A 25,148-nucleotide genomic window follows, 5' to 3' on the forward strand; every position below is an offset into this window, starting at 1 on the left:
TTGAAAGGCTGGGGTATCCATGATGGTAGACCTCAAGGTGATGGCCTACTTCAAGATTAGCCTTTCAACACGTAATTGGGACAGAGCCATAAAAAAACCGGCAGCCAAGGCTGCCGGTTTTGCTTCTGCCGCGAGAGCAGCTTAGAAGATATCGTCGGTAGAGACAGGCCCTTCTACATCGGGGTTGTCACCGCCGTAGACCTGATTGCCATCCGAGCTCGGTGCTGCGTAGCGGGTCGGTTCGGTCCCTTCCTTGAAGTATTCGTCGGTGCCGCCACTGGTCGCCAGCAGGCCGGTTTCGCTATCAATCTTCACTGTCATGATCCCCTCGGGAACCGGCATCTTGTGCTCCGGCAGCTTTTTGAGGGCGACTTTCATGAAGTCGATCCAGATAGGCTGCGCGGCGCCACCGCCAAATTCGGCACGGCCAAGACCACGCTGGTGGTTGTCAAAACCGATCCAGGAAGTAGCAACGATGTCCGGGGTGTAGCCGGAGAACCAGGCATCCCGCGATTCGTTGGTGGTACCGGTTTTACCGGAGATGTCGTGACGTTTCAGGTCGCGGGCTGCACGCCAGCCGGTACCACGCCAGCCGTTGCCACCCCAGATGGCTGTGCTCAGGGTGTCGGTGATCAGGAACGCACTCTGGGCACTGATGGTATGCGGGGCGATGGTTGGCGCGAGAGGGGTCTGCGTGCCATCTTGTGCGGCTCCATCAACAGTTGGCTCCGGCAGTGTGCTCTGCTCGGGTGCGGCCTGCTGTTCGCAGGTGGTGCAAGCAATTGCAGGATTGGCCTGATAGAGGGTGTTCTCCAGACTGTCGGTCACTTTGTCGATGAAGTATGGGGTCACCAGGAAGCCACCGTTGGCGAGAACCGAGTAACCACGCACTACCTCGAGGGGGGTGAATTCGGCAGCGCCCAGCGCCAGCGACTCATGGGGAGAGATGAAGTCGCGGGGGAAGCCAAAGCGGGTCAGACCGTCGATATAGGTATCCAGACCGATGGCGCGCATCAGTCGAACCGACATCACGTTTTTGGACTTGGCCAGTCCCAGACGCAGCGGAGTGGGACCATCATAAACGGCCGGGGAGTTCTTGGGCTGCCACATGGGCCCTTTTGACGGATCCCACTGGTTGATCGGCGCATCGTTGATGAGCGACGCCAGGGTATAGCCATGCTCCAGCGCGGTCGCATAGAGGAAAGGCTTGATATTGGAACCGATCTGGCGACGCGCCTGATCAACCCGGTTGAATTTGGATAGTTCGAAGCTGAAACCACCGACCAGTGCTTCCAGCGCCCCATTTTTCGGGTTCATGGCAACCAGCGCGGCGTTGACGTCCGGGATTTGAGCCAGCAGCAACTCTTCGCCCTCTTCCCGCACCCAGATCTGGGCGCCGACTTTCAGCACATCGCGCGCCGATTTCGGGGCATAGCTCTGGCGGTCGTCGGTAATAAAGGAGCGGGCCCATTTAATACCGTTCCAGCCGAGCTCTGCTTCCTTGCCATTCTTCAGTACCAGCGTGGCGTTGCGTTCACCGAGCTTGGTCACGACCGCCGCCATCAGCGGATCATAAGTGGGCTGCTTGCCAAGGTGAGCGACGATCTGCTCGTAATCCCAGGCTGTCTCGCCAGCCTTCCATAATTGAGCCGTCGGGCCGCGATAGCCGTGGCGCATGTCATAGGCAAAAACGCCATCCAGCAGTGCCTGTCTTGCCGCCCGCTGACGTTCGGCAGAGACGGTAGTGTAGACGTGCAGGCCCATGGTGTAGGCATCTTCACCGAACTGCTCGACCATCTTCTGGCGTACCATTTCACCGAGATAGGGGGCGTGCAGGGTCACTTCGGCGCCGTGAAAACGGGCCTTGATCGGCATCTTGGACGCTTCGTCAAACTGGGCCTGGGTGATCTTGCCGGTTTCCAGCATCCGGCCCAGCACCACGTTGCGGCGAGCAAAGGCGCGCTCGGGGGAGCGGATGGGGTTGAGCATGGAGGGGGCTTTCGGCAGACCGGCAATGATGGCGATCTCGTCCAGTCCCAGATCCTTGACCTCTTTACCAAAGTAAACCTGTGCCGCCGCACCGATCCCGAAGGAGCGATAACCGAGAGGGATCTTGTTGAGGTATAGTTCGAGGATCTCGTCTTTTGAGAGATTCTGCTCGATCCGCCAGGCCAGGAAGACCTCCTTGATCTTGCGGATGATGGTCTTCTCATTGCTCAGGAAGAAGTTGCGGGCAACCTGCTGGGTGATGGTACTGGCACCCTGACGGGCATGGCCGGAGACAGCCCAGACGGATGCGGCTCGAATGATACCAATCGGGTCAATGCCCGGGTGCTCATAGAAACGTGCATCTTCGGTTGCCAGTACGGCATCGATCATGGGTTGCGGAATTTCGTCCAGACGCAACGGAATGCGACGAATTTCGCCATATTGGGCGATCAACTCCCCATCCCGGCTGTAAACCCGCATCGGGGTTGCCAGCTTGACGTCACGCAGTGCGGTGACATCGGGCAGTTGGGGTTTGATATAGAAGTAGATACCGATGAGGCTGGCGACACCCAGCACTGCACCCAGCATCATGACAATAAACAGGCGAACGAGCCATTTCAGCATGGAAGAACTACCAATCGTCTTAAAATTAGCCAACGGGCGCAGAGTATAGCCCTTTTGCCATCGGGAATTCGAGGTTTTCCTGTGGCGAGCCACCCACCTCAAAGGATGCGAGAGGTTAGCACTACGGGGAACAATAACCAAGGAGGGCCACTTGCCACGAAGAAAGCGAGATGGGTCACTTTTCGGTATAAACTTTATGACATTGATAGTTAGAGCATTTAGGATGAGTAAAGCACTCCTCTGATTCGGGTGTCCTACACTCTGTTCAGGAATAAAACCAAATAACGCATGGATGTGTATATGTTTGGGCTTTTTAACAAGGGATCCCTCCTCCCTCTGGTGGGCATTGATTTCGGCAGCCAGACCATCAAGGCCGTTACCCTCAGTGGCCGACCCGGCAAGCTTCATCTCGAATCTGTTGCAGATATTGCGACCCCGAAAGGGACGCTGGTTGACTATCAATTGCAGGATATCGAGCGTGTCAGCCAATCTCTCAAGAGCCTCAAGCGTCTTATTCCAACTCACAGCGACTATGCCGCCACTGCGGTGACCGGTTCCAACGTGATTACCAAGGTGATCCAGATTGATGCCCGCCTCAGCGACAAGGAGCTGGAGAATCAGGTGCAGCTGGAGGCCGAGCAGATCATTCCCTTCCCCCTCGATGAAGTGAGTCTCGATTTTGAGGTGCTGAGCACCAACAATAGTGAAGATCGTCAGGATGTGCTGCTGAGCGCAGCCCGCACCGAGAGTGTCAACGGCCGGGTCAGCGCCCTTGCCGAAGCCGGTATTGCCGTCAAGGTGGTGGATGTGGGCGCCCATGCGCTGGGCCGTGCCGTGGTGGCCTGTCTGCCCGAACTGCAGGAGAGTGAACGGCCAATCGGGGTGATCGACATTGGCGCCAGTGCCATGACCTTTGCGGCGCTGGTCAAGGGGGAGGTGATCTACTCCCGCTTGCAGAACTTCGGTGGCGATCAGTACAGCCAGGCGCTCTCTTCCTTTTATGGCATGACGCTGGATGAAGCTGAGCAGGCTAAAACCAAAGGTACCTTGCCTGTTGACCATGAGCTGGATGTGCTGATGCCCCACATCAACTCGCTGCTGCAGCAAGTGCGGCGCAATATCCAGCTGTTTTGCAGTTCATCCGGTTATCGCGACATCGCAAAACTGGTGCTGACGGGGGGAGGCAGTCTGCTACCCGGTTTGTTGGTACAGGTAAAAGAAGAGGTTAATTGCGAGGTGTTGCACCCGGATCTGTTCGCCCTGTTTGGCAAGCCGAAAGGGGAGGCCGAGCTGGTACATGGTGCTAAATATATGACGGCATTCGGGTTGGCTCTTAGGAGTTTCACACCATGTCAAATATAAACCTTCTACCCTGGCGTGAAGCCCGGGCCCAGCGCCAAAAGAAACAGTTCGGGGCCTTGCTGGGGATTTTTGTGCTGGCCACGGTCGCGCTGGGATTTTTTGCCAACTGGCTGGTTGATCGCCAAATCGTCGCCCAGCAGCAGCGCAACCAGCGGCTGGTTCAGGAGATGACTATTCTGGATGCCCAGCTGGGGGAGATCCGTCTGCTCAAAGAGCGTCGCAAGGAACTGATCGATCGGATGCAGCTCATCGAGCAGTTGCAGATGCGCCGCAATGTGCCCGTCCGCCTCTTCAATCAGCTGCCTTCATTGGTGCCCAACGGGGTTTACCTCAACACCCTCTCGATGCAGAACAATATTATTGATGTAAATGGCAAGACCGAAGCCTATGGTCGGGTGGCCAGCATGATGCGGCGGATTGATGGTTCCGGCTGGCTGGGTCAGGCAAAGATAAGCACTATTTTTGCGGCTGATGTTGCGCCAGTGTCATTGAGCCAGTTTTCCATGATGTTCCTGATCGCCAACAATGCTGCGGCTGCAGGGAATGTGGCCAAGGAGCAACAATGAACCTTCAGCAACTCAACGAGTTGGATATCAATGACATAGCAAGCTGGCCAAAATGGGCAAAAGGGGTCTTCATCTTTTTCTGCTGCGTGTTGACCGGCGGCGCCATCTACTACTACGTGATTGCCAACTCACTGACCAGTTTGACTCAGGAAGCGGGGAAAGAGACCGAACTGAAAGCCCAGTTTGAAAGCAAGGCGATGCTGGCTGCCAACCTGGGGGCATACAAGGCGCAAATGGTTCAGCTTGAGCAACTGGTCGATACCCAGCTCAAGCAGTTGCCCAATACCCATGAGGTCGCCGGTCTGCTGGACGATATCAGCTTTATTGCTACCGACAACGGCTTGAAATTGAACCGGATCAACTGGGAACCCGAGGTAAAGCACGAGTTTTCAACCGAGCTACCAATGCGTATCGAAGTCGTGGGCACTTACCATGAAATTGGCAAGTTCACCGCTGACATGGCCGCTTTGCCCCGTATCGTCATCCTTGATTCCTTCACTCTGGGTCAGAGCAAGGATGAAGGGGAGCTGATTTCGATGTCGATGCTGGCCAAGACCTACAAATACAACGGTAAAACAGTGGAGCCGAAACAATGAGACGCATCTGCTGGTTGTTGCCTGCCCTCTTGCTGGCGGCGTGTGGTGGCCAGGAGGACATGGATAGCTATGTTGCCCAGACCAAAGCAAGGCCACCCATACCTATCGAGCCCTTGCCCGAGCTGAAGCCTTTTGCCCCTATGCACTACCAGCAACGCGAGTTGCGCAGCCCCTTCATGGTTCCCCAGCCTGAGGCGACGGTCGGAAGTACAAGCACTGCCAAGGCCCAGCCGGATTGTGCTCAGACCCTGATGGATCGTGAGAAAGAGGTGCTGGAAAATTATTCGCTGGCCAGTCTGTCGATGCATGGTTCTTTGGGTAAGGCGGGTCAGTTGTGGGCCTTGATCAGCACCCCGGATGGCAAATCGATGCGGGTCGGACTCAACCAGTATATGGGGCTTGATCAGGGCCGAGTCATCAAGATCACTGACACTGCCGTGGATTTGCTGGAAACCATTCCGGACGGGAAGGGGTGCTGGGTAACAAGAGAAACCCAGTTGGCAATGGCCAATGTGCAAGAAAAACAATAATCAGGGACGAACAGCAATGAGAACAACAATAGAGAGTGTATCCAAAGTGGCTTTGCTGTTTTGCGCCAGCGCCCTCAGTCAGGCGTGGGCAGTGGCAACCCTGCAGGAGATCAAAGTCAATCCGCTGCTTGCCGATCAATTGCTGGTGGAGCTCAGTTTTAGTGAGCCAGTCACGGGCTTTACCGATCGTCTCTCTTACCAACCCAATCAGCTGTTGTTGCATGTTCCCGGTGCGGTAGGGGCGCTGAAAGTGAACCCGCTGCCGATCCAGCGCCTGGGGGTAGATAATATCAAGGTTGAGGGTAAGGGCGCAGGTCTGGATATCAAGATCGCACTCGATCAGCTTGCTCCCTATCAGGTGCAGCAACAGGGGAACAAATTACTGGTGTCATTGGGCGAGGGGGCCTCTTCCGGGCTCATCAATGGTGAGAGCGCCCTGATTGCGCCCACAACCTCGGCTACTCCTGTGCCAGCGCCCTCTGCGATGGTGGCCACACCCTCTCCTTCAGCGCTGCTCAATCCTCAAGTCGTTTCCCGGTCGATGCCTGTTGCGCCCGTGACAACGCCGGCAGCAACACAGCCTGCCAGCAAGCCGGTGCTTAACAACTATCAGAGCAGTGGGGGCGGTGCCTATTTCAACTCGGTGACCGGTGTGGATTTTCGTCGTGGCAAAGATGGCCAGGGGGAGTTTCTGGTTACGCTGGATAACAGCTCAGCCGCTGTTGATGTGAGCAGCCGCGGCCAGACCGTACTGGCCAAGTTTCATGGTACTCGGGTACCGGATGGTTTGCTTAATCTGATCAACGTGCAGGATTTTGCAACGCCGGTCTCTCAGGTTGAAGTCTCCCGGCAGGGCAGTGATACCCTGTTTGAACTGTCGATCAATGGTCAGTTTGATTACCGTTACGATCAGGCTGACAAGCTCTTCATTATCGAGGTGAAAAAGCGGACGACGGCCACGGCATCCAAGCAGTATCAGGGCAAACCCATTTCATTGAACTTCCAGGATATTCCAGTCCGTACCGTGTTGCAGCTGATCGCCGATTTCAACAACCTTAACTTGGTAACCACAGATTCGGTATCAGGCAATATTACCCTGCGTCTGGATGGGGTGCCGTGGGAGCAGGCGCTCGACATTATTTTGAAAGTGCGGGGTCTGGATAAACGACTGGACAACAACATTCTGCTGGTGGCACCAGCGGAAGAGATCGCAACACGCGAGAAGCAGCAACTTGAGAGCCGCAATCAGGTTGCAGATTTGGCGCAGCTCTATACCGAATATCTGCAGATAAACTATGCCAAGGCCTCGGAAGTGGCGGCCCTGCTCTCTTCCGAAAGTACCAAGTTGCTCTCACCGCGTGGTGCGGTGAGCGTGGACGAGCGAACCAACGTGCTGGTGGTCAAAGATACCGCCGATGTCATCAGCAGCATCAAACGGATGCTCGATATTCTCGATATTCCGGTCAAGCAGGTGGTTATCGAGGCGCGGATGGTGACCATTGATGACGGCTTTGATGAAGCGCTCGGGGTGCGGTGGGGAGTGACCAAGAATGATGGTCATGGCAACAGTACGTCCGGCTCCATCGAGGGGAATGATGGCTCTGGTAACAACAACGGCAGTTCTGCGATTAATCCCAGCCCTCGGCCATCAGCAGACGATCGGTTGAACGTCAACCTGCCGGTGACCAATGCCGCCGGTACTTTGGCCTTCCAGGTTGCCCGTTTGGCTGATGGCACCTTGCTGGATCTCGAGTTGTCGGCGCTGGAAAAAGAGAGCAAGGCCGAGATTATCGCCAGTCCGCGCGTGACCACGGCGAACCAGAAACCGGCATTGATTGAGCAGGGTACCGAGATCCCCTATGTGGAGTCCTCTTCCAGCGGCGCTACCTCGGTTACCTTCAAGAAGGCGGTATTGAGCCTGAAGGTTACCCCGCAGATCACCCCTGACAATCGGGTGATTCTTGACCTGACCGTGACCCAGGATACCAAGGGTGAAACGGTTCCGACCGGTACCGGTGATGCGGTTTCCATCAACGCCCAGTCCATCACCACTCAGGTGTTGGTGAACAATGGCGAGACCCTGGTGTTGGGCGGCATCTATCAGCAGACCATCAAGAGCGATGTGACCAAGGTGCCGCTGCTGGGTGATATTCCCGGATTGGGGGCCTTGTTCCGCAAGACCACCAGCGAGAACAAAAAGCGGGAATTGTTGATTTTCGTGACGCCCAAGATAGTCACCGACGCCTTCTGAATGCTTTACATGTGAAGGTAAAACACATATAACCTTACGCCCCAATGAGGCTGGGGCGTAAGGGCTGCGGTTGCCAGTCCCGATATCTATTGAGATAATCCCCCTCCTGATCCATCGCAAGATAAGGTTCATAGGTACCCCGATCCAGTATTCATCGGGGTCGTACAGTTTGTAATTACTAACGAAAAGACATGGCTGAGAAACGCAATATTTTCCTGATAGGTCCCATGGGTGCGGGCAAGAGCACCATAGGTAGACATCTGGCAGAACAACTGCATATGGAGTTTTTCGACTCAGATCATGAGATTGAGCGCCGCAGTGGTGCTGATATCGGCTGGGTGTTCGATGTTGAAGGCGAAGAAGGTTTCCGGATTCGCGAAGAGAAGGTGATCGGCGAATTGTCAGAGCAGCAGGGTATCGTGCTGGCGACGGGTGGCGGTGCCATCAAGAGTCGCGAAACCCGCAACAAGTTGTCTGCTCGTGGCATCGTGGTCTACCTCGAAACCACTATCGAAAAGCAGCTGGCGCGCACACAGCGAGACAAACGCCGCCCTCTGCTACAGACCGAAGAACCGGCACGCGAAGTGCTGGAACGTCTGGCACAAGAGCGCAATGCCCTGTATGAAGAGGTTGCCGACTTTGTTGTGCACACCGATGACCAGAGCGCAAAAATCGTTGCCAATCAAATTGTAAAGCTGATCGGTATGTAATCTAGAGGACGTCCATGGAACGGTTGAAGGTCGAACTGGGTGAACGCAGCTATCCCATCGAGATAGCTGCCGGGTTGTTGCAGCGCCCCGAGGCGCTGGTATCGACCATCAAGGGCAAGCGGGTGATGATAGTGACCAACACGGTCGTTGCTCCGCTTTATCTTGAACGGGTAGCCGCTCTGCTGTCGGGTTTTCAGGTTGAACACCTGATCCTGCCTGACGGCGAGGTGTACAAGAACCTGGCGACCTTTGAGCAGATCATGTCTGCTCTGCTTGAAACCAACCATGGGCGCGATACGACACTGATCGCTCTGGGGGGCGGCGTGATCGGGGATGTGGTGGGCTTTGCGGCAGCAAGCTATCAACGTGGCATTCCTTTTATCCAGATCCCGACCACCCTGCTCTCCCAGGTTGACTCCTCTGTCGGCGGTAAAACCGCGGTCAATCACCCCCTCGGCAAGAACATGATTGGGGCTTTTTATCAGCCCAAACAAGTTGTTATCGATACCGAATGTCTGAGTACCTTGCCAGCCCGCGAATTTGCCGCAGGGATGGCCGAGGTGATCAAGTACGGCATCATTTGGGATGCTGATTTCTTCAGCTGGCTGGAGCAGAACATGGTGCGTCTGCAACAGCTGGAACCTGCCGCGCTGGCTTACGCCATCAAACGCTGCTGCGAGATCAAAGCCGATGTGGTTGGTCAGGATGAGACCGAGCACGGCGTCCGTGCGCTGCTCAATCTGGGTCACACCTTTGGTCATGCCATCGAGGCCGAGCAGGGGTATGGCAACTGGCTGCACGGTGAGGCAGTGTCCGCCGGCACCATGCTGGCTGCCTGGACTGCGCAGGCCCGTGGCGATATGAGCGAAGCGGACGTTGCGCGAGTGCGCGCCCTGCTGCTGGCCGCCAATCTGCCCATTCATGCACCTGCCGAGATGGATTTCGCCGCCTTTATTCGCCATATGCGCCGTGACAAGAAGGTGCTGGAAGGCAAGCTGCGTCTGGTGTTGCCGGTTGGCATCGGCCATGCGCAGGTGGTGGGGGATGTGTCCGATGCCGAGTTGCTGGCGGTGATCGAGTCTGGTCGTGACGAATAAACTGCTAAAACTTCCTTCCCAGCGGCAGCTGGTTGACCGGCTGCTGCATCTGATTGAATTCAATCACCCTTTCATTTTTCTCTCCGGTAAACCCGGTTGTGGTCGCGGTACCCTGTGCGAATCCCTGCTCGGCGTGTTGCCGGAAAAAGTGCGGGTGGTGAGCCTGATCGGCACGCCTGCCATGAAGATGGTGGATGTGCGTCAGCTGTTGCTGCCACAGGTGGTGGCGCGCCCGCTGTTCAATCCACAGGATGCCCTGGCAGAGAGCTTCTTTCGCATGCTGGAGGGGAGCAAGCCTGCCACCCTGCTGCTGCTGATAGAGCGGGCTGATCAGTTGCCAGCCGAATTGCTGGGAGAGTTGTGGGCGATCATCCGTCATAACGATACCCTGGCGGCGCCCCATCAGCTGGCCATTATCGTCTCGGGCAGTGACGTCTGGTGTCGTACCCAACGACCGCAGCTCAAAGGGCGTGCCATGCCAGCCCTTGAGCTGGAGGTGCCGCCCCTGAGCCCGCCCGAGCAGCGCATCTTCTTGTATGAGAAAGCCAAAGAGCTCAAGATCCCGGCGACCCTCTTGCCCAAGCCGCAAGTGGAGGAGATCCTGAAAACGGCGAACGGACATCCGTCCACCATCATGCAGTTACTGGAGGATATCATGACCGACAGAAGGCCCAAGAAGCGTCAGGCGGAGTTGCCTGTCAAGAAGATTGCCACTGCTATCGCGCTGGTCGCTGGCGGCCTGCTGGCGCTGAGCTACCTGCTGCCTGCGCTGTTTGACAATGAAAGCAAACCGGCGCTGCAGGATCCGGCGCAGAACACGGCATTGCCGATCCCGGTAGCGGGAGGCGATCCCCTCACCGCTGGCGGTTCGAATACAGATTCCGCTGCACAAGGCGCGCAAAACAGTGATGCAGCCAGCAATCCCAACGGGGTAGTGAAGGATTGGCAGCCGGAGGCGAAAGTGCTGCCCAAATCGGTGGAGAGCGAAACCGTGACCACCGAATCAACCAATTACGAAGGGCGTCGGGTGGTGATCTCTGACGAGGTCGTGCAAAAGCTGATGACCGAACCCAAGGTGAGCGGCGCTCTGCCTACTGACGTGGTGGACGAGCTGACCGGCAAGGTCCCGAACGGCGCAACCCCCAGTGGTGCAATCGCAACCACGGCGCCAGCCAGTACCGCCAAGGCACAGAATCCGGTGACAACCGCAACGCCTGCTGCTGCCACCAAAACTGCCAGCAACGAGCCGGTTGCCGCGCCTGCACCCAAGGTGGCCCTGACACCGGTCGCCACCTTGAACAAGAAGCCGCGCAACCACTACAGCGTTCAGCTGATGGGGGCGAGCAACACCAAAGCGGTGGATCAATTTGTTGCCGAGCATGGTCTGGCGGGCAAGGTCTGGGTCTATCAGACCAAATTCCGTGGCAGCCCCTGGTATGTGGTGCTGCAAGGGGATTATGCCGGTCTGACCCAGGCCAAGAGTGCCATTCGCAAGCTTCCGCCAGCCTTGCTGAAAGGTCAGCCCTGGCCCAAGTCGTTTGCACAGGTACAAAAAGAGCTGAAGCAATAGCCTTGATACCGGATAAGGGGGTAGAATCGTCCCCCTTTTTGGGTCTTGCCTTCTTACACACCGGATTTCCATGAAAAAAACACGCGCTTTTTTAAAATGGGCCGGGGGAAAATACTCCCTGGTTGAAGAGATCGCCGAGCGCCTGCCGGCCGGGCGTGTGTTGCTGGAGCCCTTCGTCGGGGCTGGGTCTGTGTTTCTCAACACCGACTACGACGCGTATGTGCTCAACGACATCAATCCGGATCTGATCTGCCTGTACAACCACCTCAAGCTGACGCCGGACAGTTTCATTGCCGAGGCGCGCAAGCTGTTTGTGGCAGAGCACAACCACAAGGCGGCCTATTACCGGCTGCGTACCCAGTTCAATCAGACCGAGACCACCTTCGAGCGGGCACTCTTGTTCCTGTTTCTCAACCGTCACGGTTTCAACGGACTGTGCCGCTACAACAAGAAGGGCGGCTTCAACGTGCCGTTCGGTTCTTACAAGAAGCCCTATTTCCCGGAAAAAGAGCTGTGGGCCTTTGCCGAAAAGGCGCAGAAGGCGACCTTTATCTGCGAGAGCTACGCCGATGCCATCAAGCGTGCCGAAGAGGATTGGGTTATCTACTGTGATCCACCCTATGCGCCGCTCTCCACTACGGCGAGCTTCACCACCTATGCCTCCGGTGGGTTTACCCTGGATGATCAGGCGATCCTGGCGCGACTGGCCCGTCACACAGCCGCTCACAAAGGGGTGCCGGTGCTGATCAGCAACCACGATATCGAGCTGACTCGTGAGCTTTATCGCGGTGCCCGCCTCGACGAGATCCTGGTCAAACGCACCATCAGTCGCAACGGCGGCACCCGCAACAAGGTCGCCGAGTTGCTGGCGCTCTATCCGCCCGGAATCGAACCGGAGCAGGGCTACTATCCCAGCGACAGTGAACTGCTGCCGCTGACGTAACAGACCATGCGGCGCCCAGGGGCGCCGTTTTTTATGGGCAAGTCCGCGCCTGTGCCGATGCCCCAAAACCCGGGTGGCTGGGGGAGGGGAGGCGATTGCCCCATTTACCCCGCATTCGAGTCGTTTTCGCCCGCCTTTTACGTTAAAATTGCGCCGCTTTTTCTCCCTGGCTGCCAATGGATGATGCTGATGAAAGACTTTCTGATTGCCCCCTCGATCCTCTCTGCCGATTTTGCCCGTCTGGGTGACGATGTAGCCAAGGTACTGGCTGCCGGTGCCGACGTGGTTCACTTCGACGTGATGGACAACCACTATGTCCCCAACCTGACCATTGGCCCCATGGTCTGTCAGGCGCTGCGTGACTACGGTATCGAGGCCCCCATCGACGTGCACCTGATGGTCAAGCCGGTGGATCGCATCATTCCCGATTTTGCCAAGGCCGGTGCTTCCCTCATCACCTTCCATCCGGAAGCGTCCGATCACGTTGATCGCTCTTTGGGCCTCATCAAGGAGATGGGCTGCCAGGCGGGTCTGGTGCTGAATCCTGCTACCTCGCTCTCCAGCCTCGAGTATGTGATGGACAAGCTGGACGTGATCCTGCTGATGTCGGTCAACCCGGGCTTCGGTGGCCAGAGCTTCATCCCCGGCACCCTCGACAAGCTGCGTCAGGTGCGTCGTCTGATCGACGAGAGCGGCCGCGATATCCGCCTCGAGATCGATGGCGGGGTGAAGGTCGACAACATTCGCGAGATCGCCGAAGCGGGCGCCGACATGTTTGTCGCCGGCTCGGCCATTTTCAGCCAGCCTGACTACATGGCGGTGATCGACAAGATGCGTGCGGAGCTGGCTCATGTCACACGCTGAGCGCGCATTTGATTTGGTGCTGTTCGATCTGGACGGCACCCTGATTGACAGTGCCGCCCAGCTGGCGCTGGCGGTCAATCTGACTCTGGCTGATCTGGGTCTGGAACAAGCTGATGAAGCGGTTATCCGTACCTGGGTCGGCAACGGGGCTGACAAGCTGATCCAGCGAGCGCTCGCCTATCGCGAGGCCGATCCCGAGCTGTTTGCCAAGGCCCGCCCGATCTTTTTCCAGCACTACAACGCCTGCCTGCTGCAAGGGCTGGCGATGTATGACGGGGTGGCGCAGAGTCTGCGCCGCCTGCAAAGCCTGGGCTACAAGCAGGCGATCGTTACCAACAAGCCGAGCGATTTCGTGGCCCCTATCCTCGATGCCCTTGGCATCAGCGATTGCTTCGAACTCTGGCTTGGCGGCAACTGCGTGCCGGTCAAGAAGCCGAGCCCGGAGCCCTTGCTGCGCGCTTGCCAGGAGTTGGGGGTGAGCCCCGCTCGCACCCTGATGGTGGGCGACTCCGAAAATGACGTGCTGGCGGCCAAGGCGGTCGGCATGAAGGTGGTGGGTCTTACATACGGCTACAACTATGGCCGTCCCATCGCCGACTCCCATCCAGACTGGGTATTCGAGCAGTTTGCCCAGCTCGATGCACTTTTGGTCTAATAGCGCAGCTGGGCTGGCTGAATAACAAGGATTAACACTCTCATGACTAAACCAATCGTATTGAGCGGAGCGCAACCCTCCGGTCAACTGACCATCGGCAACTACATGGGGGCCCTGCGTCAGTGGGTCAACATGCAGGATGAGTTCGACTGCCTCTACTGCATCGTCGACCTGCACGCCATCACCACTCGCCAGGACCCGGCTGCCCTGCGCAAGGCTTGTCTGGATGCGGCCGCCCTCTATCTGGCGGTCGGTATCGATCCCAAGAAGAGCACCGTCTTCATCCAGTCTCACGTGCCGCAGCACGCCGAGCTGGGCTGGATCCTTAACTGCTACACCCAGATGGGTGAGCTGTCGCGCATGACCCAGTTCAAGGACAAGTCCGCCCGTTTCGAGAACAACGTCAACGTCGGCCTGTTCGGTTATCCGGTGCTGATGGCCGCTGATATTCTGCTCTATCAGGCCAATCAGGTACCGGTCGGCAACGACCAGAAGCAGCATCTGGAGCTGACCCGCGACATCTGCACCCGTTTCAACAACCTCTATGGTGAGGTATTCACCATGCCGGAGCCCTTCATTCCGACCGAAGGGGCACGGGTGATGAGCCTGCAGGATCCGACCAAGAAGATGTCCAAGTCGGATGACAACGAGGCCAACTTCATCGGCCTGCTGGAAGATCCCAAGCAGATCGTCAAGAAGATCAAGCGTGCGGTGACCGACTCCGACGAGCCGGCGGTGGTGCGTTTCGACCCGGAAAACAAACCAGGTGTCTCCAACCTGCTGACCCTGATGTCCGGCGTGACAGGCCGCTCCATCCCCGAGCTGGAGCAGCACTTCGAAGGCAAGATGTACGGTCACCTCAAGACCGAAACCGCCGAAGCAGTGGTTGCTCTACTGGAACCGATCCAGGCCCGTTTCCACGAGTTGCGTCAGGATGAGGCCCATCTGATCGCGATTCTGGCAGAAGGCGCACAAAAGGCGCGCGAAAGAGCTGAAAAAACCCTGACCAGCGTATATGATGTAGTCGGCTTCGTTCCTCGAGCCTGACATACTGGGAAGGTGTAGTAGAAGAGAGCTGGGTATTTGCCTGGCTTTCTTTATTTTCTGCCCGGCTATTTTGTTTAATTTCTTTATTTCAACCTGGGTAATATCCCCAAGAGAAAGCATGCCTGTTCAACCAACTATTTCTGCTGAAGAGCTGAGTGACAAAGGTCACTGGCTACGTAAATTTCGCAAGGCGAAAAACCTCAATACCCTGCAGTTGATGGTCTCCAATGCCATCGACAAGCACCATAAAACCCCTGCCGTTGCTGCCGCCATCTATCTGGCCGAGTGTCAGCGTGAACGGGAAATGGAACAGGGTCGTTATCTCGATCGTTAATTCTCCGCTGTTGGTTATCTCATGCTGTTGTTGATCGATAACTACGACTCTTTTACCTGGAACCTGGTGCAATATTTCGGCGCCCTGGGACAAGAGGTTGTGGTCAAGCGCAATGATGAACTGACGCTCGATGCCATAGCGCAGCTCTCCCCCCGTTTTCTGGTGATCTCTCCCGGTCCCTGTACGCCCAATGAGGCGGGGGTCTCTCTCGATGCCATCAGCCACTTTGCTGGCAAGCTGCCCATTCTCGGCGTCTGTCTCGGTCATCAGTCGCTGGCGCAGGCCTTCGGTGCCCGCGTAGTGCGTGCCCGTCAGGTAATGCACGGCAAAACCTCGCTCATCCACCATCGCCATGAGGGGGTGTTCAAGGGGCTCAACAACCCGCTGCGGGTGACCCGTTACCACTCGCTGGTGGTGGAGCGCGACACGCTGCCCGACTGCTTCGACATCACCGCCTGGAGCGAGCATGCCGATGGCTCGTTTGACGAGATCATGGGGCTGCGCCACAAGACGCTCCCCATCGAGGGTGTTCAGTTCCATCCGGAGAGTATTTTGAGCGAGCAGGGCCATCAGTTGCTGGCCAACTTTCTGGCGCGTTCATAAAAAGTTGTGATCGCCTTCTCAAGTTCGAGAGAAGGCAAAAAAAATTTCCCTGACACTTTATTCACCCCCTCTCCTGCCCAAATTATCTCTTGCCAAGCCCCCCTGAGTCGTTATGCAATGCGGTTGCCTAAAATCTCAAGAGCAATCGAACATTGTTCCTTATAGGCCGTCTTGTTACAGACTTTTTACTTTATTTCTGTGATAATCCCGTCACGTTTACACGGATTTAACTTTTGGGCGGTGGATTATTCTGTCGCCGAATCGAAGGAGAGCTATATGTCAGAGTTGTTGGCAGTGACACGTGAAGTGTTTGATGAAGTGATGGTTCCCAACTATGCGCCCGCCAAGATCATCCCGGTGCGTGGTGAAGGGTCACGTGTCTGGGATCAGGAAGGGCGCGAGTATGTCGACTTCGCCGGTGGCATCGCCGTCAACGGTTTGGGTCACTGTCATCCCAAGCTGGTCGAGGCCCTGAAAACCCAGGGCGAGAAGCTGTGGCACCTCTCCAACGTCATGACCAACGAGCCGGCCCTGCGTCTGGCCAAGAAGCTGGTCGCCGCCACCTTCGCCGACAAGGTCTACTTCTGCAACTCAGGCGCCGAAGCGAACGAAGCTGCCCTCAAGCTGGCACGCCGCTACGCCATCGAGAAGTTTGGCGAGCAGAAGACCCAGATCATCGCCTTCAATCAGGGCTTCCACGGTCGTACCTTCTTTACCGTCAGCGTCGGTGGCCAGGCAGCCTACTCCGATGGTTTCGGGCCCAAGCCCGGTGACATTACCCATGTTCCCTACAACGATCTGGCGGCGCTGGCCGAGGTGATCTCCGACAACACCTGCGCCGTGGTGATGGAGCCGCTGCAAGGGGAGGGGGGCATCATTCGTCCTACCGACGAGTTTGCCAAAGGGGTGCGCGAGCTGTGCGACAAACACAATGCCCTGCTGGTGTATGACGAAGTGCAGTCCGGCGTCGGCCGGACCGGTGATCTCTATGCCTATATGGGTCTGGGCGTCACGCCGGACATCCTCACCAGCGCCAAGGCGCTGGGTGGCGGTTTCCCCATCGGCGCCATGCTGACCACCAACGAAATCGCCTCTTACCTGAAAGTGGGCACTCACGGCTCCACCTACGGCGGCAACCCGCTGGCCTGTGCGGTCGCCGAAGCGGTGATCGACGTGATCAATACCCCGGAAGTGCTGGCGGGCATCAAGCAGCGCGAGCAGCTGTTCCGCGAGGGGCTTGAGGCCATCAATGCCAAATACCACTGCTTCAGCGAGATCCGCGGCAAGGGTCTGCTGCTGGGCGCGGCCCTGAGCGAAGCCTACAAGGGGCGCTCGCGCGACTTCCTGCTGGCCTCCATCGATCAGGGGCTGATGGCACTGGTGGCTGGTACCAACGTGGTTCGTTTTGCCCCTTCACTGGTGATCCCGGAAGCGGACATCAAAGAAGGGCTGGCCCGCTTCGAGAAGGCGGTTGCCCAGGTGGTTAACGCCTGATTCCAAATTGAGGTGGGGAGCTCTCCCGGCAGGAGCCGGGCCCCCACCTGTCGTCAATGAAAGGGAGTTGTCATTTATGTTGGTTATCCGTCCCATCGAGCAAAAAGATTTTGCCGGGCTCAAGACCTGCGCCATCGAGTCCGGCACCGGCATGACCTCGTTGCCCGTCAACGATGAGCTGCTGCAGCGCAAGATCGATGCCTCTACCCAGACTTTTTCCGACAAGCCCGCCGGCAAGGGGGACTGCCTCTACTTCTTCGTGGCCGAGGATCTGGAGACCGGCGAGATGGTCGGTACCTGTGCCATCGATGCCGCGGTTGGCCTCTCCCAGCCGTTTTACAACTACCACATCGGCAAGGTGGTGCACTCATCACCCAAGCTCGGCATCTACAACGTCGTTGAAACCCTGACTCTCTCCAACGACTACACCGGCAACTCCGAGCTCTGCACCCTGTTCTTGCGCGAATGTGCCCGCGAGGGGCTCAACGGCCGCCTGCTCTCCAAGCACCGCTTTCTGTTTATGGCCGAGCACCCCGAGCTGTTTGACGAGACCGTCTTCGCCGAGATGCGCGGCGTCTCCGATGCCAACGGCCACAGCCCTTTCTACGAGTGGCTGCAAACTCACTTCTTCTCGATGGATTTTCCTACCGTCGACTATCTGACCGGCATCGGCAAGAAGCGCTTTATCGCCGAGTTGATGCCCAAGTACCCCATCTACGTCAATTTGCTGAGCAAAGAGGCGCGGGCCGTTATCGGCCAGACCCACGAGAAGACTCGCCCGGCCATCAAGATGCTGCAGGACGAGGGCTTCGTGAACCGTGGCTACGTCGATATTTTCGATGCGGGCCCCACCGTCGAGTGCGACGTGAAGAATATCCGCAGCGTGCGCCGCAGCAAGAAGCTGCGGGTGCTGGTGGGCGAACCCATCGGTGGCAAGACCCACCTTATCTGCAATAGCCGTTTCGAACATTACCGCGCCTGTTACGGCAATATCCGGGTCGATCTCGACAAGCACGAAGCCATCATCCCGCCCAAGATGGCGGCGGCACTCAAGGTGCAGGATGGCGACATGGTGCGGGTGGTTGACCTCGACTGAGGCAAACAGGACAAGCAAACCGATTATCAGACAGGCAGCCTCGGCTGCCTGCCAGCGACAGGGAGTGAATGGATGAGCCAGTTAGTGCAATTTATCGACGGTCAGTGGCTTGCCGGTGAAGGCAAGCCGTTCGAGTCAACTGATCCGGCCAAGAACGAGGTGATCTGGCAGGGGGCTGCCGCCAGTGCGGCGCAAGTGGATGCTGCCGTCAAGTCCGCCCGTGCCGCCTTCTACCACTGGGCGGATATGAGCCTTGAAGATCGTCTGGCCATAGTGCGCCGTTATGCCGACCTGCTCGGCGAGCAGAAAGAGGCGCTGGCGCTGACCATCGCCCGCGAAACAGGCAAACCGCTGTGGGAGACCCGCACCGAAGTGGCCGCCATGCAGGGCAAGATTGCCATCTCCATCCGTGCGCACGACGAGCGTACCGGCACCGTTGAAAATGCCATGCCGGGCGCTAAGGCGTTTGTCCGTCACAAGCCCCACGGTGTGGTGGCTGTGTTCGGCCCTTACAACTTCCCGGGTCATCTGCCCAACGGCCATATCGTACCTGCACTGATCGCGGGTAACGCCGTGGTGTTCAAACCCTCCGAGCTGACCCCCATGGTGGCCGAAGCCATGGTCAAGGTGTGGCAGGAGGCCGGATTGCCCAAGGGAGTGCTCAATCTGGTGCAAGGGGAGGTCGAGACTGGCAAGGCGCTGGCGGGCAACCCCGATATCGACGGCCTCTTCTTCACCGGCTCCTCCCGCACTGGTCATTTCCTCCATCAGCAGTTTGCCGGTCAGCCGGGCAAAATTCTGGCGCTCGAGATGGGCGGCAACAACCCGCTGATCGTGAAAGACGTGAGCGACATCGACGGCGCCGTCCATGCCATCGTCCAGTCGGCATTTATCACCTCGGGTCAGCGTTGCACCTGCTCCCGCCGCCTGTTTGTCGAGCGCGGTGAGCGCGGCGATGCCCTGGTCAAGCGACTGGTCGAGGTGGTCGGCCAGATCAAGGTCGGCCTCTATGACGCCGCCGAACAGCCGTTCATGGGCTCGATGATTAGCGAGAAGGCAGCACTGGGCATGGTCGAGGCACAAGCCAACCTGCAGCGCCTCGGTGGCGAGAGCCTGCTTACCCTCAAGCACCTGGAAGCGGGCACAGGCTTTGTCTCCCCGGGTATTATCGACGTGACCTCAGTGAGCGCGCTGCCGGACGAAGAGTACTTTGGCCCGCTGCTGCAACTCATTCGCTATGACGATTTCGATGCCGCCATCGATCAAGGCAATGCTACCCGTTATGGTCTCTCGGCCGGTCTGCTGGGTGACAAGGAGGCGGACTGGAATCACTTCTTCAAGCGGATCCGCGCCGGCATCGTCAACTGGAACAAGCCCATTACTGGTGCCTCCAGTGCCGCGCCGTTTGGTGGCATCGGCGCTTCCGGCAACCACAGGGCAAGCGCCTACTACGCTGCTGACTACTGTGCTTACCCAGTTGCCTCCGTTGAAGACAGCAAGGCCGCCATGCCGGATCAACTGTCGCCCGGCCTGCGCTTCTGATAACGACACGGGGCATCCAGCGGTGCCCCCATCTGTACCCGCAATCAAAGGAAAGAGAGATGCAAAAGGATATCGACACCCTGTTCAGCCATCTGTGGGACAACTACATCAAGGTGACCCCGAGCGCCCTCAAGGTGCACACCCTGCTGGGTGGCGGCGAGCCCATCGTCAACGATCACGTGGCGTTTCGTACCTACAACCTGCCCAAGCTGGGGCTGGAGAAGCTGGCCGCCCACTTCCTGGCGCTCGGTTACGAGCAGAAGGGCGAGTACGTTTTCAAGGCCAAGAAGCTCTATGCCAAGCACTTCGAGCATCAGGATCCGGACGCTCCCAAGGTGTTTATCAGTGAGCTGAAGGTGGAAGAGCTCTCCCCGGCTGCCCAGGCCATCATCCACAAGCTGGCCGATCAGGTGCCAGATCATCTGACCGATACACCGGCATTTCTCTACACCGGTGCCCCCTGGCAGGTCTCCTATGCCGATTATCAGACCCTGCTGGCTGAGAGCGAGTACGCGGCATGGATGGCAGCATGGGGCTATCGTGCCAACCACTTCACGGTCAATATCAACAAGTTGAAGGATTTCGACACCATCCATCAGGTCAATACTGCGCTCAAGGCGGCGGGTTTCGTGCTCAACAGCGTGGGTGGCGAGGTGAAAGGGGACCCGCAGGTGATGCTGGAGCAATCCTCCACCATGGCGGACAAAGCCGAGGTGCCGTTCAGCGATGGGGTGCGTACCATCCCGAGCTGCTTCTACGAGTTTGCCCTGCGCTATCCGCAGGCCGATGGTGTGCTCTATCCGGGCTTTGTCGAGGCCTCGGCGGACAAGATCTTCGAATCGACGAATGCCATGTAACGGGAGCCACCCTGTTTCAGTCGCAACGCCTCCTTTGTGGAGGCGTTTTGTTTGGCGCAGAGTGAGGGTATCGGGTGTTGTCTGACGTTGTGTGAAGAGGGGATTTGGATGGCGCCTGACAGGTGAAAATTTGTTGATAAAAATGTGAACGAGATCACTTGAGACGACACAGATTGACGCTGGTGGCGGAGCAAAAAGGAGTAGAATGGCGCTTTATTTTTGCGGGGCCAATCGATGCCTAACTATCACTTTTTCAAGCAGGGTCAGGCGCTTACCTATCTAGATGCCAATGCACCCAGCTATAGCGATGAGCGTCGTCAACTGGTCGAACAGGGATTTGCCGCCATCGCCGCCCCCACCTTTGCAGATACCCCTGCCGAAGCCCTTGAGCTGCTTCGCACTCATCAGGCACTACAGGATGAGGCCAACGCCAACGCCCTTTGTCTGACGGTTGCCGCTATTCCGGCTGCGATCGCAACTCTGTCCGGACACTGACGCTGCCGCCATGCTCACCTGAATAAAAAATGGTGCCACTGTGATGGCACCATCCTATCGGTTTGCCTGCTTGCCCCTGAGCCGTTTAGCGCTGGTGCAGGTCACCTTCGATAACCAGTACGGTATCCATCCCTGCCGCCTTGCCTGCCTCAAGCCCGATCCGGGTATCTTCAAACACCAGACAGTTGGCTGGATTGGCGCCGAGCAGTTCGGCCACCTGCAAGAAGGTGTCGGGATGCGGTTTGTGGTTGGTGACATCATCGGCACTGACCACCACCGAGATATAGGCATCGAGCCCAGAGTTTTTCAGGATGGAGTCCGCCTGACTGCGCGGTGAGCCGGTGCCAATCCCCATCTTGACCTTGCCGTGATAGTGCCTGACCAGCTCCCACATCTTGGGAAAGACGCTGACCTTGTCGATATGTTCCATATAGAGGGCAATCTTGCGACGGGTAAAGGCCTCGACATCCACCGTCAGCCCCTGCTGCTCGGCTAGCATGGCGATGATCTTGCGGGTGGGAATGCCGCCGTACTGATAGAGCTGATCCCGCTCGAAGGGGATGCCGAACTCGGCGCAGGTGAGCTCCCAGGCATCCAGATGGAGGGGCATGGAATCAACCAGAGTGCCATCCATATCGAAAATAAGGGCATCGTAGTGATCAAACCGGTACTGCTCGCTCATGGGGACTCCTTGGCTAAATAGGGCAGGCTAGCAGATCGGGGACCTGGATTGTGGGATCGGCCTCATGGTTGAGGATGGCCGGCCGTGGTTTTTTCTCTCTCTTGCTGATTTGTGAGACAATAATCCGTTCATTGCCGGATACTTTGGCATATCAGATCAGCGAGTCCGCTTATGACCTCTAAAATATCCCCCAAAACCATTTTCTCCAGTGTGGCGCTGGTGATCGCGCTCGGTTCACTGGAAAAGAGCATCGTCACTACTCCGCTGCCCATGATCGGCGCCGAGCTGCACGCCGGTGCAGCCCTCACCTGGGTGGTCACCGCCTACCTGCTGGCGGCCACCGCCGTGCTGCCCCTCTACGGCAAACTGAGCGATCTCTTTGGTCGGGTGCGGATGCTCAACATCGGCATCGGCCTGTTTCTGGCAGGCTCGGTGGCTTGTGCCCTCTCCCAGGATCTGCCGACCCTGCTGGCGGCCCGCGTGTTGCAAGGACTGGGCGGCGGCGGCCTGATTGCCCTCGCGTTTACCGTGATTGCCGACACCATCCCGCCACGGGAGGTGGGCAAGTATCAGGGCTACATCTCGGCGGTCTATGCGGTCTCCAGCATCGCGGGCCCGCTGCTGGGTGGCTATTTTACCGAGCAGCTCAGCTGGCGCTGGATCTTCTGGATCAATCTGCCGCTCGGGGCACTGGCGGTCTTTCTCATCAACCGCAACCTCAAGCAGCTCAACGTGCGTCGCCACAGTCGTTTCGACTGGAAGGGGGCGGGTCTGCTGATTACCGTCACCACGCTCACCCTGTTGCTGCTCTCGCCGGAGGCGGCGCTGCCCGCCGTCTGGCTCTCGGCTGCGCTGGGCGTTGCGCTGCTGCTGCTCATTCTGATTGAACGACGGGCTCATGATCCCATCCTGCCCGCCCATCTGGCGCGGTTGCCCGGCTATCTGGTGAGCGTGCTGCTGGTGATGCTCTCCCAGTTGCTGATGTTTGCCGTGCTGGTCTATCTGCCGTTGCAGATGCAGTGGCAGAAGGGGATGAGCGCCAGCGAGAGCGGCGCCATCATGGTCATCTTCATGATTTGCATCACTGCCGGCGCCTTTGTCGGTGGCAAGCTGATTGGCCGTACCGGTCACTACAAGAGCTTTGTGGCGGTGGGCTTTGGCCTCGCGGCAGTGGCTCTGTGGCAGATCCACTTCGATGCCTGGGTCAGACTGGCGCTCGGGTTTGCCGGTATCGGTCTCGGTCTGGTGCTGCCCGCCCTCTCGGTAGTAGTGCAAAATGCCCTGCCACGGCAGGATCGCGGCATCGGCATGTCGCTGTTCAACTTCGGACGGGAGCTCGGCGGTGCCGTCGGCGTGGCCATCTGCTCCATGCTGTTTCATTTCCGCCTGCCAGCCGGCAGCGGTGGCGATCTGAGCCGGCTCGCCCCCGATCTGCTGGCCCCGGGCTTCAGCGCGACCTATATCGGCATGGCATTGATCGCCACGCTGGCGCTGCTCATCACCCTGCTGGCGTTGAAGCGCCACGAGCTGGCCTCCATCAGCGCCTGATTTGGCCTGCGCCGACATTGGCTCACCATAGCTAGCATCAGGGCTCCCCGCGGGGAGCCCTGATTGTTATTTGGCGAATAGCGTGGTTGCTGCCATCAAGCGATACGTGGCTTACTCCTGCGCCGGACTCTCCTTGCCTGCCAGCTGGCTCAGCCAGGCGAAGCGGCGATTGGCCTCCTGCTCCGCCTCTTGATAGAGCTGGCTGGCCACTTCCGGTAGCTGGCGCTCCAGCCGCTGGAAGCGGGGCTCGTGGCGCAAGGTCTCGGCCAGCGAGGCATTGGGTGCCCGCGAGTCGATCGCCAGCGGCAGTTTGCCCTCGTCAGCGCGGCGCGGATCGAAGCGGTAGAGGGGCCAGAAGCCGGTGGCGGTCAGCTGCTTCATCTGCTCATGGCTCTCGGCCATGTCGTAGCCGTGCTCCTCGCAGGGGCTGTAGGCGATGATGAGCGAGGGGCCAGGGTAGGCTTCCGCCTCCTGAATCGCTTTTACCGTCTGGTTCATCTGGGCGCCGAGGGAGATCTGCGCCACATAGACGTGGCCATACATCATCACGCTGGCCCCGAGATCCTTGCGCGCCTTGCGTTTGCCCTGCTCGCCAAACTTGGTAATGGCACCGAGTGGCGTCGCCTTCGACTGCTGGCCGCCGGTGTTGGAGTAGCACTGGGTATCGAGCACCAGCACATTGATGTTCTCCCCCAGACTCAGCACATGGTCGAGCCCGCCAAAACCGATGTCGTAGGCCCAGCCATCGCCGCCGATGAGCCAGACCGATTTTTCCACCAGATAGTCCGCATCGCGAGCCAGCTCTTGGGCTGCCGGGATCTGGCTCTCCTGCAGCAGCGCTCGCAACTGCTGGATATGGGCCCGCTGCTCGGAAACCGGCAGGGTGGCATCGCCGAGCGCCTCGCGCAGCGCTGCCGGTATGGTGTCGCCCAGGCTCGCCAGCAGACGGCGCACCCGCTCCCTGTGCTGATCGACGGTGAGGCGGAAGCCCAGTCCGAACTCGGCGTTGTCTTCAAACAGCGAGTTGGCCCAAGCTGGGCCGCGCCCGTCGGCGTTGGTGGTGTAAGGGGTGGTAGGCAGGTTGCCGCCATAAATGGACGAGCAACCGGTGGCGTTGGCAATCAGCAGCCGATCGCCATAGAGCTGGGTCAGCAGCTTGATGTAGGGGGTCTCGCCACAGCCGGAGCAGGCGCCCGAGTATTCAAACAGCGGCGAGATGAGCTGGGAGGTGCGAATGTCGATGCGCTCCAGCTGCTCGGCGCTGCGCTCTGGCAGGTCGAGGAAGAAGTCGTAGTTGGCCTTCTGCGCGTCGAGGTGATCGAGCCGTGAAGCCATATTGATCGCCTTGCGATCCGGGTTGCTGCGATCCTTGGCCGGGCACACCTCGACGCAGAGGTTGCAGCCGGTGCAATCCTCCGGCGCCACCTGCAGCACGTACTGCTTGCCGCGCATATCGCGGGATTTCACATCCAGCGCATCGAGGGTGGCGGGAGCTGCGGCTAGCGCATCGGGTTCTACCACCTTGGCGCGAATGGCCGAGTGGGGACAGGCGGCGACGCAGTAGTTGCACTGGGTACAGAGCTCCGCCTCCCAGATGGGGATCTCCTTGGCGATGTTGCGCTTCTCCCAGCGGGTGGTGCCGACCGGCCAGGTGCCATCCGGCGGGAAGGCGGAGACCGGCAGGCTGTCACCC

The 25,148-nt window shown here is 58.3% G+C and carries 23 protein-coding genes; 20 read left to right on the forward strand and 3 right to left on the reverse strand.

Going from position 1 to position 25,148, the window contains the following annotated elements; all coding sequences use genetic code 11:
• Positions 1–141: 141 nt before the first annotated feature.
• Positions 142–2,613 (reverse strand): penicillin-binding protein 1A, encoded by a 2,472-nt coding sequence (locus tag DBR30_RS01725; protein WP_108588165.1) that lies wholly within the window; start codon positions 2,611–2,613, stop codon positions 142–144.
• A gap of 300 nt (positions 2,614–2,913) precedes the next feature.
• Here DBR30_RS01725 and tapM point away from each other — a divergent pair, with 300 nt between their 5' ends.
• From tapM to DBR30_RS01820, 19 genes are all read left to right on the forward strand, one after another.
• Positions 2,914–3,975, forward strand: a complete 1,062-nt coding sequence (tapM, locus tag DBR30_RS01730) for a PilM family type IVa pilus assembly protein TapM (RefSeq protein WP_308810872.1) — start codon at positions 2,914–2,916, stop codon at positions 3,973–3,975.
• Positions 3,963–4,541: a PilN family type IV pilus biogenesis protein TapN gene (tapN, locus tag DBR30_RS01735; RefSeq protein WP_005353997.1), complete on the forward strand. Its 579-nt coding sequence runs from the start codon at positions 3,963–3,965 to the stop codon at positions 4,539–4,541. Before tapM ends, tapN begins: the two co-directional genes overlap by 13 nt.
• Entirely contained in the window at positions 4,538–5,137 is a 600-nt protein-coding gene (gene tapO, locus DBR30_RS01740) for a PilO family type IV pilus biogenesis protein TapO (protein ID WP_019446350.1), read from the forward strand. The genes tapN and tapO overlap by 4 nt, the downstream gene beginning before the upstream one ends.
• Positions 5,134–5,667, forward strand: a complete 534-nt coding sequence (locus DBR30_RS01745; RefSeq protein WP_005335020.1) for a pilus assembly protein PilP — start codon at positions 5,134–5,136, stop codon at positions 5,665–5,667. Before tapO ends, DBR30_RS01745 begins: the two co-directional genes overlap by 4 nt.
• A gap of 16 nt (positions 5,668–5,683) precedes the next feature.
• A complete protein-coding gene (locus tag DBR30_RS01750) occupies positions 5,684–7,918 on the forward strand; it encodes a type IV pilus secretin PilQ (protein ID WP_108541107.1) in 2,235 nt (744 codons plus the stop codon).
• 191 nt (positions 7,919–8,109) lie between these two features.
• The gene (gene aroK, locus DBR30_RS01755; RefSeq protein ID WP_005335014.1) at positions 8,110–8,628 is read left to right on the forward strand and encodes a shikimate kinase AroK; all 519 of its coding nucleotides are present in this window, start codon (positions 8,110–8,112) and stop codon (positions 8,626–8,628) included.
• A 14-nt stretch (positions 8,629–8,642) separates the two neighbouring features.
• A complete protein-coding gene (gene aroB, locus DBR30_RS01760; RefSeq protein ID WP_108541108.1) occupies positions 8,643–9,725 on the forward strand; it encodes a 3-dehydroquinate synthase in 1,083 nt (360 codons plus the stop codon).
• Positions 9,715–11,295, forward strand: coding sequence for an SPOR domain-containing protein (locus DBR30_RS01765; RefSeq protein WP_108588166.1), 1,581 nt, complete (start codon positions 9,715–9,717; stop codon positions 11,293–11,295). Before aroB ends, DBR30_RS01765 begins: the two co-directional genes overlap by 11 nt.
• 70 nt (positions 11,296–11,365) lie before the next feature.
• Positions 11,366–12,238, forward strand: a complete 873-nt coding sequence (locus DBR30_RS01770; protein ID WP_005335008.1) for a Dam family site-specific DNA-(adenine-N6)-methyltransferase — start codon at positions 11,366–11,368, stop codon at positions 12,236–12,238.
• A gap of 189 nt (positions 12,239–12,427) precedes the next feature.
• Entirely contained in the window at positions 12,428–13,102 is a 675-nt protein-coding gene (gene rpe, locus DBR30_RS01775) for a ribulose-phosphate 3-epimerase (protein ID WP_108542082.1), read from the forward strand.
• On the forward strand, positions 13,089–13,757 hold the full coding sequence (locus DBR30_RS01780) for a phosphoglycolate phosphatase (protein ID WP_108542081.1): 669 nt from the start codon (positions 13,089–13,091) through the stop codon (positions 13,755–13,757). Before rpe ends, DBR30_RS01780 begins: the two co-directional genes overlap by 14 nt.
• Positions 13,758–13,799: 42 nt before the next feature.
• On the forward strand, positions 13,800–14,804 hold the full coding sequence (gene trpS, locus DBR30_RS01785) for a tryptophan--tRNA ligase (protein WP_005362251.1): 1,005 nt from the start codon (positions 13,800–13,802) through the stop codon (positions 14,802–14,804).
• Between the two features lie 118 nt (positions 14,805–14,922).
• Positions 14,923–15,138 carry a hypothetical protein gene (locus tag DBR30_RS01790; protein ID WP_005334997.1) on the forward strand — a complete coding sequence of 72 codons (216 nt, stop codon included), beginning with the start codon at positions 14,923–14,925 and terminating at the stop codon, positions 15,136–15,138.
• Between the two features lie 21 nt (positions 15,139–15,159).
• Positions 15,160–15,741 (forward strand): aminodeoxychorismate synthase component II, encoded by a 582-nt coding sequence (locus DBR30_RS01795; protein WP_108542080.1) that lies wholly within the window; start codon positions 15,160–15,162, stop codon positions 15,739–15,741.
• A gap of 276 nt (positions 15,742–16,017) precedes the next feature.
• Complete coding sequence (locus tag DBR30_RS01800; RefSeq protein WP_108542079.1) at positions 16,018–17,235, forward strand: aspartate aminotransferase family protein; 1,218 nt, start codon at positions 16,018–16,020, stop codon at positions 17,233–17,235.
• 76 nt (positions 17,236–17,311) lie between these two features.
• Positions 17,312–18,331 (forward strand): arginine N-succinyltransferase, encoded by a 1,020-nt coding sequence (astA, locus tag DBR30_RS01805; RefSeq protein WP_005334994.1) that lies wholly within the window; start codon positions 17,312–17,314, stop codon positions 18,329–18,331.
• A 72-nt stretch (positions 18,332–18,403) separates the two neighbouring features.
• Entirely contained in the window at positions 18,404–19,873 is a 1,470-nt protein-coding gene (astD, locus tag DBR30_RS01810) for a succinylglutamate-semialdehyde dehydrogenase (protein ID WP_108542078.1), read from the forward strand.
• A gap of 59 nt (positions 19,874–19,932) precedes the next feature.
• Positions 19,933–20,730 (forward strand): DUF1338 domain-containing protein, encoded by a 798-nt coding sequence (locus DBR30_RS01815; RefSeq protein ID WP_108542077.1) that lies wholly within the window; start codon positions 19,933–19,935, stop codon positions 20,728–20,730.
• 234 nt (positions 20,731–20,964) lie between these two features.
• A complete protein-coding gene (locus tag DBR30_RS01820; RefSeq protein ID WP_040066910.1) occupies positions 20,965–21,225 on the forward strand; it encodes a hypothetical protein in 261 nt (86 codons plus the stop codon).
• Positions 21,226–21,310: 85 nt separating this feature from the next.
• Here DBR30_RS01820 and DBR30_RS01825 read toward each other — a convergent pair whose 3' ends face one another.
• Positions 21,311–21,907, reverse strand: a complete 597-nt coding sequence (locus tag DBR30_RS01825) for an HAD family hydrolase (protein WP_108542076.1) — start codon at positions 21,905–21,907, stop codon at positions 21,311–21,313.
• Positions 21,908–22,078: 171 nt separating this feature from the next.
• Here DBR30_RS01825 and DBR30_RS01830 point away from each other — a divergent pair, with 171 nt between their 5' ends.
• A complete protein-coding gene (locus DBR30_RS01830) occupies positions 22,079–23,455 on the forward strand; it encodes an MDR family MFS transporter (RefSeq protein ID WP_181363467.1) in 1,377 nt (458 codons plus the stop codon).
• A 111-nt stretch (positions 23,456–23,566) separates the two neighbouring features.
• Here the strand turns inward: DBR30_RS01830 and DBR30_RS01835 are convergent.
• On the reverse strand, positions 23,567–25,148 hold a 1,582-nt coding region (locus tag DBR30_RS01835), incomplete at its 5' end, for a 4Fe-4S dicluster domain-containing protein (protein ID WP_146181343.1).

It is taken from the genome of Aeromonas sp. HMWF017, assembly GCF_003061465.1.
GTDB lineage: Bacteria > Pseudomonadota > Gammaproteobacteria > Enterobacterales > Aeromonadaceae > Aeromonas > Aeromonas veronii.